At 59.4% G+C, this 15,830-nt stretch carries 14 protein-coding genes and 5 pseudogenes; 10 read left to right on the top strand and 9 right to left on the bottom strand.

The window, feature by feature from the left end:
* Positions 1-17: 17 nt before the first annotated feature.
* Together FXB40_RS03490 and FXB40_RS03485 are read left to right on the top strand one after the other, a co-directional pair.
* The gene (locus FXB40_RS03490; RefSeq protein ID WP_148770813.1) at positions 18-326 is read left to right on the top strand and encodes a UBP-type zinc finger domain-containing protein; all 309 of its coding nucleotides are present in this window, start codon (positions 18-20) and stop codon (positions 324-326) included.
* A 157-nt stretch (positions 327-483) separates the two neighbouring features.
* A complete protein-coding gene (locus tag FXB40_RS03485; protein WP_148770812.1) occupies positions 484-2,058 on the top strand; it encodes an aldehyde dehydrogenase family protein in 1,575 nt (524 codons plus the stop codon).
* 53 nt (positions 2,059-2,111) lie between these two features.
* On the opposite strand, the gene FXB40_RS03480 is transcribed toward FXB40_RS03485, so the two are convergent.
* Positions 2,112-2,357 carry a hypothetical protein gene (locus FXB40_RS03480; RefSeq protein WP_148770811.1) on the bottom strand — a complete coding sequence of 82 codons (246 nt, stop codon included), beginning with the start codon at positions 2,355-2,357 and terminating at the stop codon, positions 2,112-2,114.
* A 994-nt stretch (positions 2,358-3,351) separates the two neighbouring features.
* Positions 3,352-3,552 (bottom strand): 50S ribosomal protein L35, encoded by a 201-nt coding sequence (rpmI, locus tag FXB40_RS03475; protein WP_057836271.1) that lies wholly within the window; start codon positions 3,550-3,552, stop codon positions 3,352-3,354.
* A 495-nt stretch (positions 3,553-4,047) separates the two neighbouring features.
* On the opposite strand from rpmI, the pseudogene FXB40_RS03470 reads away from it, so the two are divergent.
* A pseudogene (locus FXB40_RS03470) lies at positions 4,048-4,910 on the top strand (PPK2 family polyphosphate kinase).
* Between the two features lie 81 nt (positions 4,911-4,991).
* Here FXB40_RS03470 and FXB40_RS03465 read toward each other — a convergent pair.
* Positions 4,992-5,720 (bottom strand): type 1 glutamine amidotransferase domain-containing protein, encoded by a 729-nt coding sequence (locus FXB40_RS03465; RefSeq protein WP_148770810.1) that lies wholly within the window; start codon positions 5,718-5,720, stop codon positions 4,992-4,994.
* Positions 5,721-6,597: 877 nt separating this feature from the next.
* Between FXB40_RS03465 and FXB40_RS50295 the strand changes: the two are divergent.
* A pseudogene (locus tag FXB40_RS50295) lies at positions 6,598-6,891 on the top strand (molecular chaperone TorD family protein); the annotation flags it as partial.
* 207 nt (positions 6,892-7,098) lie between these two features.
* On the opposite strand, the gene FXB40_RS03455 reads toward FXB40_RS50295, so the two are convergent.
* From FXB40_RS03455 to FXB40_RS03445, 3 genes and pseudogenes are all read right to left on the bottom strand, one after another.
* A complete protein-coding gene (locus FXB40_RS03455) occupies positions 7,099-7,437 on the bottom strand; it encodes a PRC-barrel domain-containing protein (RefSeq protein WP_283812871.1) in 339 nt (112 codons plus the stop codon).
* A gap of 48 nt (positions 7,438-7,485) precedes the next feature.
* Positions 7,486-7,863 (bottom strand): annotated as a pseudogene (locus FXB40_RS03450) (PRC-barrel domain-containing protein); the annotation flags it as partial.
* 164 nt (positions 7,864-8,027) lie between these two features.
* Positions 8,028-9,074: a glycosyltransferase family 4 protein gene (locus FXB40_RS03445; protein ID WP_148770808.1), complete on the bottom strand. Its 1,047-nt coding sequence runs from the start codon at positions 9,072-9,074 to the stop codon at positions 8,028-8,030.
* Positions 9,075-9,721: 647 nt separating this feature from the next.
* Between FXB40_RS03445 and FXB40_RS03440 the strand changes: the two are divergent.
* From FXB40_RS03440 to FXB40_RS47640, 3 genes and pseudogenes are all read left to right on the top strand, one after another.
* Positions 9,722-10,282, top strand: a pseudogene (locus tag FXB40_RS03440) (hypothetical protein); the annotation flags it as partial.
* A pseudogene (locus FXB40_RS50655) lies at positions 10,279-10,995 on the top strand (hypothetical protein). The pseudogenes FXB40_RS03440 and FXB40_RS50655, both read left to right, overlap by 4 nt.
* A 118-nt stretch (positions 10,996-11,113) precedes the next feature.
* Entirely contained in the window at positions 11,114-11,275 is a 162-nt protein-coding gene (locus tag FXB40_RS47640) for a hypothetical protein (RefSeq protein ID WP_187436638.1), read from the top strand.
* 41 nt (positions 11,276-11,316) lie between these two features.
* Here FXB40_RS47640 and FXB40_RS03425 read toward each other — a convergent pair whose 3' ends face one another.
* Complete coding sequence (locus FXB40_RS03425) at positions 11,317-11,661, bottom strand: hypothetical protein (protein WP_246207358.1); 345 nt, start codon at positions 11,659-11,661, stop codon at positions 11,317-11,319.
* Between the two features lie 148 nt (positions 11,662-11,809).
* Positions 11,810-12,169: a hypothetical protein gene (locus FXB40_RS03420; protein WP_148770804.1), complete on the bottom strand. Its 360-nt coding sequence runs from the start codon at positions 12,167-12,169 to the stop codon at positions 11,810-11,812.
* Positions 12,170-12,628: 459 nt separating this feature from the next.
* Between FXB40_RS03420 and FXB40_RS03415 the strand changes: the two genes are divergently transcribed.
* The 3 genes from FXB40_RS03415 to trxC are packed head-to-tail and all read left to right on the top strand — an operon-like array spanning position 12,629 to position 14,397.
* Positions 12,629-13,042 (top strand): hypothetical protein, encoded by a 414-nt coding sequence (locus tag FXB40_RS03415; RefSeq protein ID WP_148770803.1) that lies wholly within the window; start codon positions 12,629-12,631, stop codon positions 13,040-13,042.
* A gap of 18 nt (positions 13,043-13,060) precedes the next feature.
* Entirely contained in the window at positions 13,061-13,912 is an 852-nt protein-coding gene (locus FXB40_RS03410; RefSeq protein WP_148770802.1) for an aldo/keto reductase, read from the top strand.
* A gap of 23 nt (positions 13,913-13,935) precedes the next feature.
* Positions 13,936-14,397, top strand: coding sequence for a thioredoxin TrxC (gene trxC, locus FXB40_RS03405; RefSeq protein ID WP_148770801.1), 462 nt, complete (start codon positions 13,936-13,938; stop codon positions 14,395-14,397).
* An 18-nt stretch (positions 14,398-14,415) separates the two neighbouring features.
* Here trxC and FXB40_RS03400 read toward each other — a convergent pair whose 3' ends face one another.
* Positions 14,416-15,783, bottom strand: coding sequence for an NAD-dependent succinate-semialdehyde dehydrogenase (locus FXB40_RS03400; RefSeq protein ID WP_148770800.1), 1,368 nt, complete (start codon positions 15,781-15,783; stop codon positions 14,416-14,418).
* Positions 15,784-15,830 lie beyond the last annotated feature (47 nt).

Here is a 15,830-nt window from a genome sequence, read left to right as displayed (position 1 = left end):
CAGACATTGAGTATGGAATGGCACAAGGCTGCAGGCATTTGGCGGGAATTCGCGACGTTGTTCCCAGTGCCCTTGGGTGCGAAGAATGCCTGCAACTGGGCGATCCGTGGCTGCATCTGCGCGTCTGCCGAACCTGCGGTCATGTCGGTTGCTGTGATCAATCGCCCAACCGCCACGCAACGAAGCATTTTCATGCAACCAATCACCCGATCATTGAAGCCTATGATCCGCCCGAAGGCTGGGGCTGGTGTTACGTTGATGAAATCATGTTTGACTTGTCGGATCGGCCGACGCCGCACGGAGGTTCGATCCCGAGATTTTATTGATGCCATGCCGCGCTGCAGGTGGGCTGTAAAGGCGTGGGCAATGCCCGTCCTAAGCGAGACCAACTGATGGCGCATGATCCGACGATTACGTTGACGGCCCTCAAGGTGGAGCATCGTCATCGTCGGTTACGAAAGCCAACCTGGTAAGGGGATGGACATGGTCGCGCGTACAGCCAAACGGAATTCCGATCGAGGCGAAGCCACAGAACAGCCTGGCGCAAAAATTCAAACGATAGACCTGCAACCTTATGATCGCTTCGAACTGCTTCCGATCGCTGGCGACTGGCGCCACGGCCGGGCAGAAAGCAGGTTGGTTGACACAAATCCTTATACCGACGACGTCCTCCTCGAAATCAAGCAGGCCGATCGCAGCGATCTTGATGCGGCATTTGCAGGGGGTGCCAAGGCTCAAGTGGAGTGGGCTGCCTCGGCACCGCCCGTCCGAGCGCACGTACTTCGCCGGGCGGCAGAGATCATGGAAGCCCGCCGCGGCGAAATCGCCGATTGGCTGATAAGCGAATCCGGCAGCACGCGGCTCAAGGCGAACCTCGAGTGGGAAGTGACTCATACCGTCATGCTGTGGGCCACCTCGGTGCCGCATGCCGTCGAAAGCCGCATCATTCAGTCCGACATTCCGGGCAAGGAAAGTCAGGTGTGGCGCAAACCGGTCGGCGTCGTCGGCGCGATCAGTCCGTGGAACTGGCCGCTGCACCTGAGCAACCGCACCATCGCGCCGGCACTGGCGGTAGGAAATGCCGTCGTGGTGAAGCCGGCGAGCGATACGCCGGTGACAGGGGGATTACTGTTGGCGAAAATTTTCGAGGAAGCCGGCCTGCCGGCGGGACTCCTCAACGTCGTGGTCGGCGCGGGCAGCGAAATCGGTGACGCTTTCGTCAGTCATCCCGTTCCGAGGGTGGTTTCGTTTACCGGCTCGACGCCGGTCGGCCGCAACATCGCGGAACTTGCGGCGAAGGCGCCGATCATCAAGCGTGTCGATCTGGAGCTCGGTGGCAATGCTCCCTTCGTTGTGCTCGCGGACGCCGATCTGGATCAGGCCATCGAGGCCGCAGTGTTCGGCAAGTTTCTGCACCAGGGCCAGATCTGCATCGCTATTAACCGCATCATTGTCGAGGAGGCTGTTTATCACACGTTCGTCGAGCGCTTCGCCGCGCGGGTCGCGAGGCTGAAAATCGGCGATCCAAGCGACGGTGACACCATGGTCGGCCCGATCATCAACAACTCGCAGCTTCGCAAGTTGATGGAACGCATTGGCCGCGCCCGCGAAGACGGCGCGAAGCAGATGCTCGGGGGCGAGCCGAACGGATCGGTATTGCCCCCGCATATCTTCGTGAACGTTACTAACCAAATGGAACTTGCGGCAGAGGAAATATTCGGGCCGGTGGCGCCGATCCTCCGAGTCGGCAATGCCGAGGAAGCGTTGGCTGTAGCCAATGAAACGAGTTTTGGCTTAAGCGGCGCCGTGTTCACGCGCGACGTGCACCGGGGCATGCACTTTGCCCAGCGAATGCAAGTCGGTATGGCCCATGTCAATGATCAGCCTGTCATCGATTTGCCGACCTGTCCGTTCGGCGGCGAGAAGAACTCCGGCATCGGCCGGTTCAACGGCTCTTGGGCCATCGAGGCTTTTACTACCGACCAGTGGCTGACGGCACAGCACGCGCCGCGAGGCTTTCCCTGGAATGCTTCCGCCGTACAGGGGCCATGGTCCTGAAGGCGCATAGCACGGACGATGTTGCTCAGCGGACCAGGGGTGGATCCACCTCGCTACCGGCTTTTGTTTTGGGGATCGCTGCTGCCCCTGGCGCTGTCGGCACGGGTATCGTTATCGGGTGCCGGGACCGCTGGAACGGGGCTTGCATTGGATTGTGTATATGCGCTTCGCGGCGTGTCGGAGGCCTGGAACTCCCGTCGTCCGCTGCTGGTTCCTTCCATGGCCCAGAGCATCAGAACAATGGCAACGCAGACCATCGCGATCAGGAAGATGATTGCAAAGGGTACATTTCTGTTCATGCGATGCTCCTTCGCGCTCGGGTGCAGCGAATGTGGCAACCAGTGTGCCTGCCATCTCATCGATCATAGAGGTCGGACGGCGCGGCGCATTGATATCACGCAACATCCGCGACTCTTGAACAGAGCCACCTGCATCACGTGGGCTCTTGCATCACGTGGGCTCTCAAGGAGCGGTCCGGCGATGTCGTCGCATGATGCGCGGAGAGCCGATTGAGAAACGCTCATCGTCGGACATCCTCCGAGCCCCCTTGGCGCGCCCGATCGCCTGGCCCTTGTCTCAGGCTTCGAGCCACCGGCGCTCCGATGCGGTCCAGCACCTGCCGCTTCACGCCCGGTTGGTCCGTCGGAAGGCTGGTTGACGGCCGTAAAGCAAGTCAGGGCTAAAGGTGCAATCGGACCTAGCGCTTAACTGACTTGGAGATAGACTTGGCTCTCAGCGATTATCCCGGCGCCACTCTTCCGTTGCCAGTCGCATGGCTTCCGTGCGATCGCAACCAGTCCGATCCATCCAGCGCTTGATCAGGCCCTCCTTCCCCTGCGCGCTCGTCATGGAAAAGACGCGCTGAAAATCCCGCTGGGTTTCCGATTGCCGCCGCAAGTCGGCTTGTCGCCGCGTCGCCGGACCCGGCCGCAGGGACTGCGATCCATGCTGCAACAGGTAATATGCGACGCCACCGACTAACAGGAGAAGCAATAGGCCTAGAACGACTTGTACCGTATCCATGTTCGCCATTCCGCTTGTGCTGGCTCAATATCCCCCCTGGCCCAGCTATTTGCATTGACGGATCGCAAGCCGGAGGTGGCGGATCCAAGGGGTGGTTGGCTGGGGAGAACGACGGAATATTTTGACCGTTCTGCGTTAGCGTACTTAAAAGTCGCAACTGCTCACATTTCCCTTACTGAATGTCAGCTTGGTCCCCACCGGCAGAGGAAAAGCGACATGCCGGGTCGAGCGGGGACGCCACTCGGTTGGGACCGTGATCGCGGCTCGCGCTCAGGCGTTCGGCAAGAAGTATCTCTTGATGTTGTCGCCGTCGGTCTTGAACAGCACGCGGGTGCCGCGAAGCTGCCGAATCTGCTTCTTGGTCCTTTTGATCATGCCGTGGCGCTTGCCGGCGTGGGCCGCCATCACTTTGCCGGTGGCAGTCACCTTGAAGCGCTTCTTTGCGCCTGATTTGGTCTTCAACTTGGGCATCTGGCTCTCCTATCGCTGCGAGATGACAAGCGAGTCGGCGATGGCATCAATCGTCGCCTCGTTCTGAATATCCGAGACAGCGAAATCCCGCGGAAGTATTAGATCAACCATCTACCGCCGGCCATCCGAACGCACGGAGCAGCGGCGGACGGCGCCATTGATAACGTAGTTCCAGTGGCCCGGAGGCCGCGGATTGTTTGAGAATTTCCTGACCATGATTGCAGGCCATGATCTTGGCGAACGATCCAACCGCTTCACTTCGCGCGGTATCCGTCGATAGCAGTCCACGGGATAGGTTCTTGTATTCATACTCGCGCCGCAACCCTTTCGAGGAAGCCGGCCGGAAAGATGAACGATCGCTCCGCAAGAACGTTCAACTAAATGTTGCAATTTCCCGCACCGTAAAAGTACGTAATGCGGTCGCCGATGTCACAATCGAAGCAGCGCAGAATTGCATGCTGGAAATTGATTACCCTGACCAACACCTCATCCATCATGAACAAAAAGTCTTCGCAATCTCTCGTGGTCGAGTTGAAGCCTTTTGTAGCTCCGTTCCGCTTCGACGGATCAAGCGAGTTTCACCTCAAATCGCAGAAGACCAGAGAGAGGGGAGGTCTCGACAGGGGCCAGGGCGAGGAGATCATCGAGGCCAACTACAAACGGTTGAGTGATTTCCAGGAAAAGCTCTACGCGCAGAACAGCTGGTCGTTGCTGCTGATCTTCCAGGGCATGGACGCCGCCGGCAAAGACAGCGCCATCAAGAGCATCTTCAAGGGCATCAATCCGCAGGGCTGCGAGGTCCATTCCTTCAAGCAGCCGTCAACGCTTGAGCTCGATCATGATTTCATGTGGCGCAGCGTGATCGCGCTGCCGCGGTGGTGCGGGTGCATCCGGAGATTCTCGCTAAGGAGAAGATTCCCGCCCGGCTGATTACCAGGAATATCTGGCGCGAGCGGTTTGAGGACATCTCTTCCTTCGAGCGCTACCTCGCGCGCAATGGCACAATCATCCTGAAGTTCTTCCTCAACATATCGAAGGAAGAGCAGCGCCAGCACTTTCTCGCGCGGCTGGAAGAGCCTTCGAAGAACTGGAAGTTTTCGATGGCCGATATCGCCGAGCGCGCACTGTGGGAGAAATACCAAGCGGCGTATCAGGAGGTTATCGGGCATACCTCAAGCGAGGCGGCGCCGTGGCACGTGGTGCCGGCCGATCACAAATGGTTCGCGCGAGTGGTGATCGGCTCCACTGTGGTCAGCGCGCTCGACAGGCTCGATCTGCAGTTCCCCAAGGTCGACCCTCCTTCGCTGCAGGAGTTCAAGCTGGTCCGCAAGGCATTGCTGGCGGAAGGGCAGGAGTGAAAAAGGCGGTGAAGTCGCCGGTCAAACAGGTTAAGTGAACCTAGAATGGGTTTCATGCGCTTTCGGGCAAAGCCCGCAGTACTATTCAGGCGCTCCGAGCCGCGACGTCCCCAACTTTTGCGTCTGGCCCTTGATCCCCAGTCGATCGAGTAAAGCGTTGGCAACAGCTTCCGTGGATGCGGGATTTTGTCCCGTGATCAAATCGCAATCGGAGATGGCATAGGGCTGCCACTTCTCTTTCCGGGAATAGTTGCCGCCGTTGTTCCTCAACATATCTTCGACCAGGAACGGTACGACGTCCGTCAGTTCAGTTGCAGCCTCCTCGAGGTTGGAAAATCCGGTGACGGATTTGCCGGCTACAAGGGGAAGGCCATTGGATGCCATAGTGTAACGCAACGCGCCGGGCCCATGGCAGACGAGCCCTAATGGACGACCCGTGCAGGCCATGGTTTCGATCAGTGCGATTGAGTGGGGGTCATTGGCGAGATCCCATAACGGCCCGTGGCCGCCTGGATAGAAGGCGGCATCATGGTCGCGGGCCGAAATGCTCGACAGCGTCCGGGTGTTCGCCAACTCGGCTTGCGCGTGACCATCGCGCCGAAAGCGAATAGTCGCTTCGGTCTCCGCCTCGGCCCACTCGCTTCTCGGATCGACCGGGGGCAGGCCTCCGTCGGGAGATGCAAGTGTGAGAACGATGCCGGCGTCCTTGAAGATGTAATAGGGCGTAGCGAATTCATCGAACCAGAGGCCAGTCTTCTTCCCAGTGCCCCCAAGTCGGTCGTGCGAAGTTAGTACGATCAATATCCTCATCGGAGGCTTGCTCCTCTGCTCAGCGCCTGGGTGGCAGTGGAGCATCGGGCATCATTGCTCGACGTTCGTTGAGGGTCATCAATTTTGCCGTCAAAGTTCAATCCAGCGCTGATGGGCACAGGCTCTTGTTTGTTGTCGCGTCACATTGATTGTCGTCGAACTTTTGAAGCTTGCCCTGGTCGAGCGCCTGTTCGGCCTTACCCGAGACAAGTTGATGAAATTTCCCGCCTTTGCTTGGCGTACACAAGATACCGCGAAATCAAGACAACGGCTGAAAAACACCGAGGCCTGACAGGCCGTTCGCGCATTTGGCTCTGCCCGTCAGTAACTAACCGAGATCAAGAAAAACCGCTGCGCTGCAGCACGTGAAAGTTTGCGAGTCGCCGAGTCGTCGTCAGGCAAATAAATTATCCTTTAGATCTTGAACCTGCGTTGCTTAGCTCAGACCGGGGCGCTCCGATTTCGAACTGGATTACTCTCGTGATCGGCCCCAAGATAAAGGCGAGAGCCGGCGCAGCCTCTTTCGTGGAATGTCCTGTTTCTGAAGCATCATCGTTCACGTGATTAAGATATCCGATGGTCAATTTCGGGTCGCGGCAAGACGTCGCGAGGTCGGGGCGCGCAAAGGCGGCCGATAGGCTCGCGGAAACAATGGCGGTATTGCCGGCGTCCGCGCGCAAGCGCAGTCGTCTGTGTTGGATCGCAAGGCCACCAATCTTGACCGGAGTGCGGGCAGGACATTTGACGATGCGCCGGAAACCCGCCGCGATCCTGGAATGGTGGTGCGCCAAACCGGCGTTCACATGGCAGTGCCTTGCCGCGGGTCAAGGTTTGACTCAGATTGCGCTGCTGATAGGCGACGCGAACGCCGCTCGGACGAGATCATGCCTCGTTGGGGAAGGCCGCCTGCAGCGTGAGCGAGCAAGGCGCTGCGCGGGAGTATTTTGATCTGTTTGTCGGGCTCGGAAAGGGCCGGCTGCTGCCGTATGCGTCCCATGATCTGACCGGCTCGCTGTACGGTCGTCTGCTCGCCAACCTGCGTGAAACTTGGCGAGCTCGGCGTCGAACGGACTGTGCCGTCCGAACCCGAAGATCACGTTTCAATTCTTTGCGAGGTTGGTATCGCGGTGGGGCGGACCTCCGCTACCAAGTGCACGACTTCGCTCGCTAATCCATGATATGCAATTTCCAACGCGAGATCGTATTCCAACGCGAGATCGTAGCGCCCGAACCGCTCAGCTATCGCCTCTGCCGTCAGTTCGAGCGCGCGCCCGGAGGGCGGGATTGCCAACCGAAGCCACTGCATCCGCCGCGCTGGTATCGCCGATTTCGGCGGCGCCGAGGCGTGATGCCTTCGATGAGAGGCCCGCGACAGGGTTCACGGAAAATCGGAAGCAGAAATCCAATAGTATCTGACCTGCCAATAGTCGTAGACGTTCTGATTGCGGGCCCGAGTTGTTCGCTCCCAGTTTTCCCCTTGCTCGACCTTCGGCGCGTTCCGAAGCTCCTCTTCGGTGATGTCCACCTGGAAGCCATCCGGCTTTTCATTGCAGGTCAACATCGACCAGGGAATAGGGTAGTGGTCCTCTCCTATGCCGAGGAAGCCGCCGAAACTCAGGATCGCGTAGGCGATCTGGCCGGTGAGCTTGTCGATCATCAGGCGCTCGACCTTCCCGATGCGCTTGCCGTGTACGTCATAAACCGGCATTCCTTCCACGCTGTCGCTAGTGATGAGGGACGAAGTGTGGCCCTCTTGCACCGGTGCGGGTTGCTCCCAATAACCATAGACCCGCTCGTCGCGGCCTGGGTTCGCTTGCTCCCAGCTTTCCACTAGTTCGGCCTTCGGGGCTTTCTTGAGTTGCTCCTCGGTGATGTCGACGCGATATCCAGCGAGCTTCTCATCGTAGTTCAGCATCGGCCAAGGAATCGGATAGTGGGTTCCACCGATACCGAGGAATCCCCCAAAACTCAGGACCGCGTAGGCGATGCGGCCGCCGGCCTTGTCGATCACTAGCCGCTCGACCTTCCCGATGTGCTTGCCCTGTGGATCATAGACCTCAGTGCCTTCGACGCGGTCGCTTGCGATCAGGGAAGACGCAGTTCCGCTCTCCGTCGCGGGTGCGCGCTGCATTGTAGTCACCATTGATGGTCTCCTTGATTGGCACATTCAAAACCAGAGTATCGGCCCCACGGACTACCAATCGATGGCTTCGGAGGCTTGAACTCTATTGCATGCAGCTACGCTGCCATTGCGTCCGCTGCATTGACGGCCGTCAACGCATGTGCACGGTCTAACGCGCGGTAGGCTCAGATGACCTTCGAGACCCTCCGGATGCGCATCAAGGACTCGTACTTGTCGAGGTATTCCTGTGCCATACGATTTGCGGTGAAGCGTTCCTCGAAACGTACACGTACCCCGCGGCGGTCAATCTGGCCGAGACGGCTAACCGCGTGAACTGCTTCCTCCTCACCCTCGACCACGAAGCCCGTAACGTTTTCTTCTACTATCTCTGGCACCGAGCCGGATCGATAGGCAATTACAGGCGTCGCGCATGCCATTGCTTCGATCATGACAAGACCGAACGGTTCTGGCCATTCAATTGGAAACAGTAGAGCCGCGGCACCTGCAAGAAGTGATGCCTTTGACTTATCGTCCACTTCGCCGATAAGTTGGATATGCTTGCCATCAATTTGTGGCTCCAGAGTCTGTTTAAAATAGCCTCTCTCATCTCGAGGGATTTTTGCTGCGATCCGAAGCGGCATTCCCGTCGCATGCGCGATGCGAATTGCGCTTTCAGGCCCCTTTTCGGCGGTAAGTCGCCCCAGAAAGGCCAGATAGGAGCCTGGCTGGTACGAAGGACTAAATAGGTCCATCGGGAGGCCGTGATGGACCGTGCCGCACCAGTTCGCAGCGGCAAGCGGCAGACGCTGATTGTTTGAGATTGACACGAAAGGGGCCGTTGGAAACTCCCGAGCCACGTCAGAGAGGCCAGGTAGATCAAGGCGTCCATGCATTGTGGTGAGGAAAGGTACAGCGAGGCGGCTCAACAGCGGCAAATGTATCCAATCAATGTGAGCGTGTATCACATCAAAATCCTTGGCGCGCTTCGACATCGCCTCAAGCAGAGCCGTGCACGCCGCCATGGGATCTGCGGCTGGGCGGCCGAGCCGAAGAGCACGAGGCCAGACAGGATGGAGTTTGCCGTGCGTTCTCGAATCACCACTCGCAAACAAGGTCACGTCGTGCCCAAGCGCTACGAGCTCATCGACCAGCCACGCGACGACCCTTTCTGTCCCACCGTAGAGCTTCGGAGGAACACTTTCCGCCAAGGGGGCAATCTGTGCGATTCGCATGAATCCGAATCCAACGTCGACTGTTGGGGAGCCGCCAAACGGCGCAACTCACTGCCTCGATAGGAAATGGCCAATATCCATGGTGCAGCTCAAGCTCCCCGGCCGCGAGCGGGCCCTCCGTGACGCCGCGGCCACCGCCGCCGCTACGGTCTTATTGAGATGGACGGAGTCTTAGCGGGCATGGCGTGATCCTCGCCGCGCCGACCGCCTGCCAGCGCAGGAACCTGTCCGCGATTCTAACAGTGTCGGACTTTGCGAACGATCAAAGTGCCGTCGGGCCGTTGGCGGCGCTCGACTACTATCCGGCAGTCGTCCCAGGCGTAGCTACGCCACGCCGGCTCGCGCACGATCACGTCGCGTTCGACCATGCGAGGTGGAGGACGAACGACTTCTTCTTCCCAGACCTGAGCTGAGCTGGGCCATGCGGCCAAAGTCGTCATGATACCCGCAAGGCCTATCACGAAAGTTCTCATGCTGTCTCTCCTTGCAATTTGACCGGTTGGCAGGGTGTGCCCAACGCTTCACGATGTTGGATGTTGCCGTCGGTTGTGAAAATAAAGCACATGAGGCGCGGGCCGGAATTGATGGCTGTCAAGGGCTCGCTCGAGCAGCAGAGCTAGAGCGCAGCGCGCGCCAGTTCGGCCTATCCGCCGCTGGTCATCAACAACCACATGATTATCGGCAGCGCCTTCACGATAATCAGGCGGTGGACGGGCCAATCCGGTGTCGTGCGTGCCTGCCATTCGAAAACAAGCGCGTTGCTCTGGGCCTGGGACATGAGGCGCGAAGACGACGCGGTGCCGCCCCAAAAGCGGAATATGGTGTATCTGCCGCTCGGCAATGCCACCCCTGACTACTTCATCGGCCGCCGCAGGCCGTTCGACGACAAATATGGAAGCTCGATTGTCGCTCTCGATATCACCTCCGGCGAACAAGGCTGCTCGTTCCAGACCGTCCACCACGATCAGTGGGACTTTGACCTCCCGGTCGGGCCGTCGCTGGTCGATCTGCCCGGACCTTCGGGCGGAGTGATCTCAGCGCTGTTGCAAACCACCAAGCAGGGCCAGATATTTCTGCTCAACCGCGAAAACGGAACGCCGATCGCAGCGGTCGAGGAAAGACCGCAGGGCCGCGCCAGGCCAGCCGGTTTCACCGACCCAGCCGTCTTCCGTCGGCATGCCGTCGCTTACGCCGGCCAAGCTCAATGAGACAGATGTGGGGCGCGACGCCGATCGATCAGCTGATGTGCCGGATCGAATTCAGGCGCCTGCGCTATGACGGCATCTACCCGCCACACGGTACGGACGGCATCATCGGCCATCCTGCCTTCGATGGCGTCCCCGACTGGGGCGGCGGCCGATCGATCCCGAGGGCAAGATCATGGTGCTCGACACCATGACGATGCCGTTCAGATTCGCTTGATCCCGCGCGGCAGCGCTGAGGGCGAAAAGGTTACCGACGGCAGCCAGGTCGGCGAAGCGCCCCCGCCGAAGAGGGGGCTGAACACGCCCTATATCGCTGCGCTCGCCCGTGGCTTGGTATTTTCCGGACGCCCTGCGCCGCACCACCTTGGGCCCGCTCTCTGCCGTCGATTTTGAAGACGCGCATGTTGCTGTGGAAGGTGACCCTCGGAACCTCGCGGGATACCGGCCCCTTTGAACTGTGCCTGCCGCTGCCGCTGGCGACCGGCGCGCCAAACATCGGCGGCGCGGTGGTAACGCGCAGCGGATTGATTTTCGTCGCCGCGACGACCGACAATGCCTGCGGGCGTTTCGATCTTCTCAATGGTCGAGAGCTATGGCGCGCCCGCTTGGCTGAGCAGTTCGGCATGCGAATCTCGCGCGATCGCCTGCTGAAGATCGCCGAGGAGTATGACCGGATTGCCGAGCTACCGGCGGAGCGGCAGAAGGACTCTACATAACCGGTACTGCGCCTCAAGCCGGCCCGCTCGAATTGGTTCGTCCAGAGAACGTCACGGCCCGATTTACAGCGGACGGAAGTCATCTAGTCGACCGCTGAACGTGCTGGCTGGAGGCCCGATGTTCTACGCTCGCAGTCTGCCATTCATATTGATGACCGCGAATGGCGAGATGGACCAGTTGAAGGAAATTGCAAGACACGGATTTTTGCAGAAGCCGATTTTACAGAAGCCATGCACTGACGGCGAACTGGCGGAGGAAGTCACCCCGGCGCTGGTCTAAGATCAGGTGCCTCGGGATCAATGAATCACGAGCATTTCAAATCAAGTCATGCTGCCGGGCATGAAGCAGCGGACCGTGGTTCCCATATAGTTGCGGATTGGCCAAACCATGGCTCTTCCAACTCTGTTCGGCTCGGTGATGACGGCATCGTCCGAAACGTCAATCCATTGATTGTCGAGCCGTACGCGGTAGTGGCCGTCGCGGGTTTCCCAATCGACATCGCTGACCGCCGTGCCGTCGGCGTCGGAGCAACAGGGTCCCTTGCCTGATCTCAGCTGGTCGAACCAGGCCTTCAGCGGCGAATTGGCATGGCGGCCGTCGTCGCGTGCGTGCACCGATAGTATCGGCGATGCCAGCGCGAGGATACAAGCAGCCGAAATGGCAATGGGTCGTTTCAAGCGCTTTCGGAACACATCACTCTCGCGTCGGGATGTTGGAGCTGAGGGCGCGATCTGGATGGTAACGTCGTGAGTCAACGCTGTCGTTGACAACGAGCAATTTTACACCCGGTGTCAGTCACCACGCTGCTCTGCCTCACGACTGATTGGGATTTGACCTGCATTGCGTGCGTGCGCAATTGCGAAAGCTCTTCATCTGCGGGGTTTTGTCCTTCCAAAAGACCGCTTCGAACTTCAGGATCGCGCGATGGATCGCGAGGACGGTGTCGAGCTCTTCAATGACTACCGTGTCGATTTGACCGCTTTTCAGGCGCTCTCGAGATGCGCCGCGGATCAACCAGTTGGATATCTCATTGACGCGCGAGATGTTTTGCAGCTCCCGGAAATGGGGCTCGTCGACGTCGGGCAACATTTCCGCCGCGGTACTGGCCAGAGCAATCGCACACTCGAAATCACCATGCCGCCAATGCTCGATGGCGGCGTGGATCTGCCGCATCGATGCGTAGTGGGAACAGGTCTCGATGTGATGAGGGTTGCCGATCGCCTATTCCTCACGCTAGATGCGAGCCCTCACTGAGGCGGACGCAGTTCGCTATTCGCGAGGCGGGGCCAATACAGCGGATCGCCGCCCGGACAATTGACGTATATTAGTTCGAATTTACCCGTCGCTGCAATCACGAAGCGGTCCAGCGCTCCACATACCGGACAGGGAACCGGGGCAACGTTCCTCTGCATGTAACGCCTCATCTCACAGCCCTATGAGAGGCGCATCTTGTCGGGCGGTCGCAGTGTGATCATGCGCGCAACGAACGCCGACGGCATGGCGAGGGTAACATCGACTGATCAGCCCTGGCCAGCTATCGGCCAGCAATGCCCGTTTCCATTCCTGAATTGACAGCGGTCAACGCTTCCTCGCCAGGAGCGGGCTAGCGTGGTTATTCGTTCGGGATTGGCCATGCGAAAGATGATGCAAGGCATTGCCACGTGTTTCGCGATCGCTGTCGCATCCCCAGCGTTCACCCAAGGCAGCGTGCGCTACGAGTTGCTCCCTGAGCCGGATGTGAAGTCCAACGCCTCTTATCGGACCGCCACGGCCTATGTGATCGACAAGAAGGAAAATCAATTTTTTGTATGTTCGGCGCGCTACGATTATCGTGACGTGACGGCGAACAATGGTTCGTGCATCAAGCTCGACCCGACGATCGGCCGGCCATCGCTAAACGAGGCATATGTGGCGCATCCAGTGACGGGCTCCACGATATTCAACCCGTTCCTGCCGGTGATCTGGTTTATCGATCCAGGCAGCGGCGATGTTCAGTTTTGCGCCATCCGTCACGCCGGGTTATGCGTGAAAATTAGTCTGCAGTGAAAGACAGAGGAGTCACCCATGATCGCAACGGAGGCCACCCGTACTATCGTACTTCCTTCAGGTGAGCACATTCCAATGCTCGGCCAAGGGACCTGGCACATGGCCGAGAATCCGCTGAACCGGCCCAACGAGATCAAAGCGCTACGTCTCGGCATCGATCTCGGCATGAACCTGATCGACACGGCCGAAATGTACGCCGACGGTGGCGCCGAAAGGCTTGTCGGCGAGGCCATCAAGGGACGGCGCGACGAGATCTATCTGGTGAGCAAGGTGCTGCCTCAGAACGCCACCCGACAAGGCACGATAGCGGCTTGCAACCGAAGTCTTGCCCGGCTTGGGGTGCATGAGATTGATCTCTATCTGCTGCATTGGCGAGGACTCACTCCGCTGGAAGAAACCGTCGATGCTTTCGAGGGTTTAGTGGGCGCAGGCAAGATCCGGAGCTGGGGTGTTAGTAATTTCGATATCGGCGACATGCAGGAACTAGTCGACTTGCCCGCTGGTACCAACGTCGCGACCGATCAGGTGCTCTACAATCTCGAGCGCCGCGGAATCGAGTTCGACCTCTTGCCGTGGTGCCAGCGCAGCGGCGTTCCCGTTATAGCCTATTCGCCGATCGAGCAGGGCCACGTGTTGCGTCATGTCACACTCAAGACGATTGCGGCTCGGCTCGGCGCGACCCCGGCCCAAGTTGCGCTGGCCTGGGTGCTGCGCCAGGACGGCGTATGTGCGATACCGCAGTCGGGCAAGCCGGAGCATGTTCGCGAGAACCGTGGTGCGCTCGACGTTCGCCTGACGCCACAGGATCTCGCCGATCTCGATGAGATCTTTCCGCCGCCCGACCGCAAACAACCTCTGGCGACGCATTGAGGCCAATTCGGGAGCCATCCGACATGAGTGCACAAGGTCGCCACATCGTTTGTCCGCATTGCACGAGCATCAACCGAATTCCGGCCGGGAAAGATGCGCGCCGGGCGAAATGCGGCCATTGCCACCAACTCCTGTTTACGGGGCATCCGACGCCGGTTTCCGCTCGCGGCTTTGCCACCCACATCCAGCTCAACGATATTCCCGTCGTGGTCGATTTTTGGGCGGAGTGGTGCGGGCCCTGCAAGGTGATGGCACCGGTTTTTGAGCGCGCCGCCGGCGAGTTCGAACCCGAACTTCGTTTTCTGAAGGTTGACACAGAGGCCGAAGCCGAGCTGTCGGCCCGTTACAACATTCGAAGCATTCCAACGCTGATGCTGTTCCATAAAGGAAATATCGTCGCGCAACGCGCTGGTGCTGTGGGTGCCGAGGCTTTGCGCCAATGGTTGCGCCAGCATGCGCCATCGGCCGCGCCTGCAGCCTCATGAGCCGCGGAGCAAGGCGCCTCACGCCACTATCACGGTCTTGATGTTGACGAACTCCCTGATGCCATAGCAGGACAATTCACGCCCATAGCCGCTTTCCTTGATACCTCCGAAAGGCACTCTCGGGTCGGAACGAACGTTGTCGTTGACGAAGACCATTCCCGATTCGATCTCGAACTCTGCGATCCTTTCCCCGCGCGCAAGATCGCGGGTGATCACGGCGCCGCCAAGTCCGAATGGGCTGTCGTTCGCGACCGCAATCGCCTCGGCCTCGTTCCGGGTCGGGATGATTGCCGCAACCGGACCGAACAATTCCTCTCCATAGGCCGGCATGCCTTTCCTCACGTCGGTGAGAACCGTCCGCGGGTAGTAGGCTCCCGGATGATTGGGCACGACGCCGCCGAGCAGCAGGCGTGCACCCTTTCCGATGCTGGCGACGACCTGCCGGTGCAACCTGTCGCGCAAATCGTGCCGCGCCAGCGGACCTATCTCTGTCCCATGCTCGAACGGGTCTCCCATTTTGGTCTGACTCATCAGCTCGACGAAGCGTTTCTCGAAAGCCGGTCTGGCCTTTTCGACCACGATGAATCGCTTGGCAGCGATGCAGCTCTGGCCCGAATTCAGCAGCCGCCCTCTGGCGCATATGGCGGCGGCGGAGTCGATATCGGCATCTTCCAGGACCAGATAGGGGTCGCTGCCGCCGAGCTCGAGAACCGTCTTCTTGAGCATGGCGCCAGCCTTGCTCGCGACGGCGCGCCCGGCGGCGCCGCTGCCCGTCAGGGTCACCGCGCGTACGAAGCGATGCCCGATCACGGCCTCGACTTGCTTGCTTGTGATCATCAATGTGCGGAGCAGATTTTCGGGAAAGCCTGCGTCGCGAAAGATCTGTTCGATCGCGAGCGCACAACCCTGCACGTTCGAGGCATGTTTGAGCAGTGCGGCATTGCCCGCCATCAGGCTCGGTGCCGCAAAGCGAAAGACCTGCCAGAACGGGAAATTCCAGGGCATTACCGCGAGCACCACCCCGATAGGATTGAACGCAACGAAGGTCCTGCGTGCCTCCGTCCATACCGGGTGACGGGTCAGGAAATTCTCCGCATTGTCGGCAAAGAACTCGCAGGCCAGGGCACATTTCTCCGCTTCCGCGATGCCGTCCTGGAGGGGCTTTCCCATCTCCTCCGCCATTAGTTGCGCATATTCGCGCGCCTTCTTGTTCAGGATCTCGGCTGCGTTGCGCATCAGCGAAGCGCGGTGTTCGAAACCGGTTCGGCGCCAGGCAAGGTAATCCCGATGAGCCTTGCAGACGACGTCGTGTGCCTCCTCGGTCGGCCATTCGTCATACGTTGCAAACGGCTCACCGGTGGTGGGGTTGATGGATTGAAATGTCATGGCGCATGGATCCTCGTATCACGCTCGGCCGGGCGGCACTACGCCGA

This window comes from Bradyrhizobium rifense, from assembly GCF_008123425.1.
GTDB lineage: Bacteria > Pseudomonadota > Alphaproteobacteria > Rhizobiales > Xanthobacteraceae > Bradyrhizobium > Bradyrhizobium rifense.
This window is presented reverse-complemented; position numbering and strand designations above follow the sequence as displayed.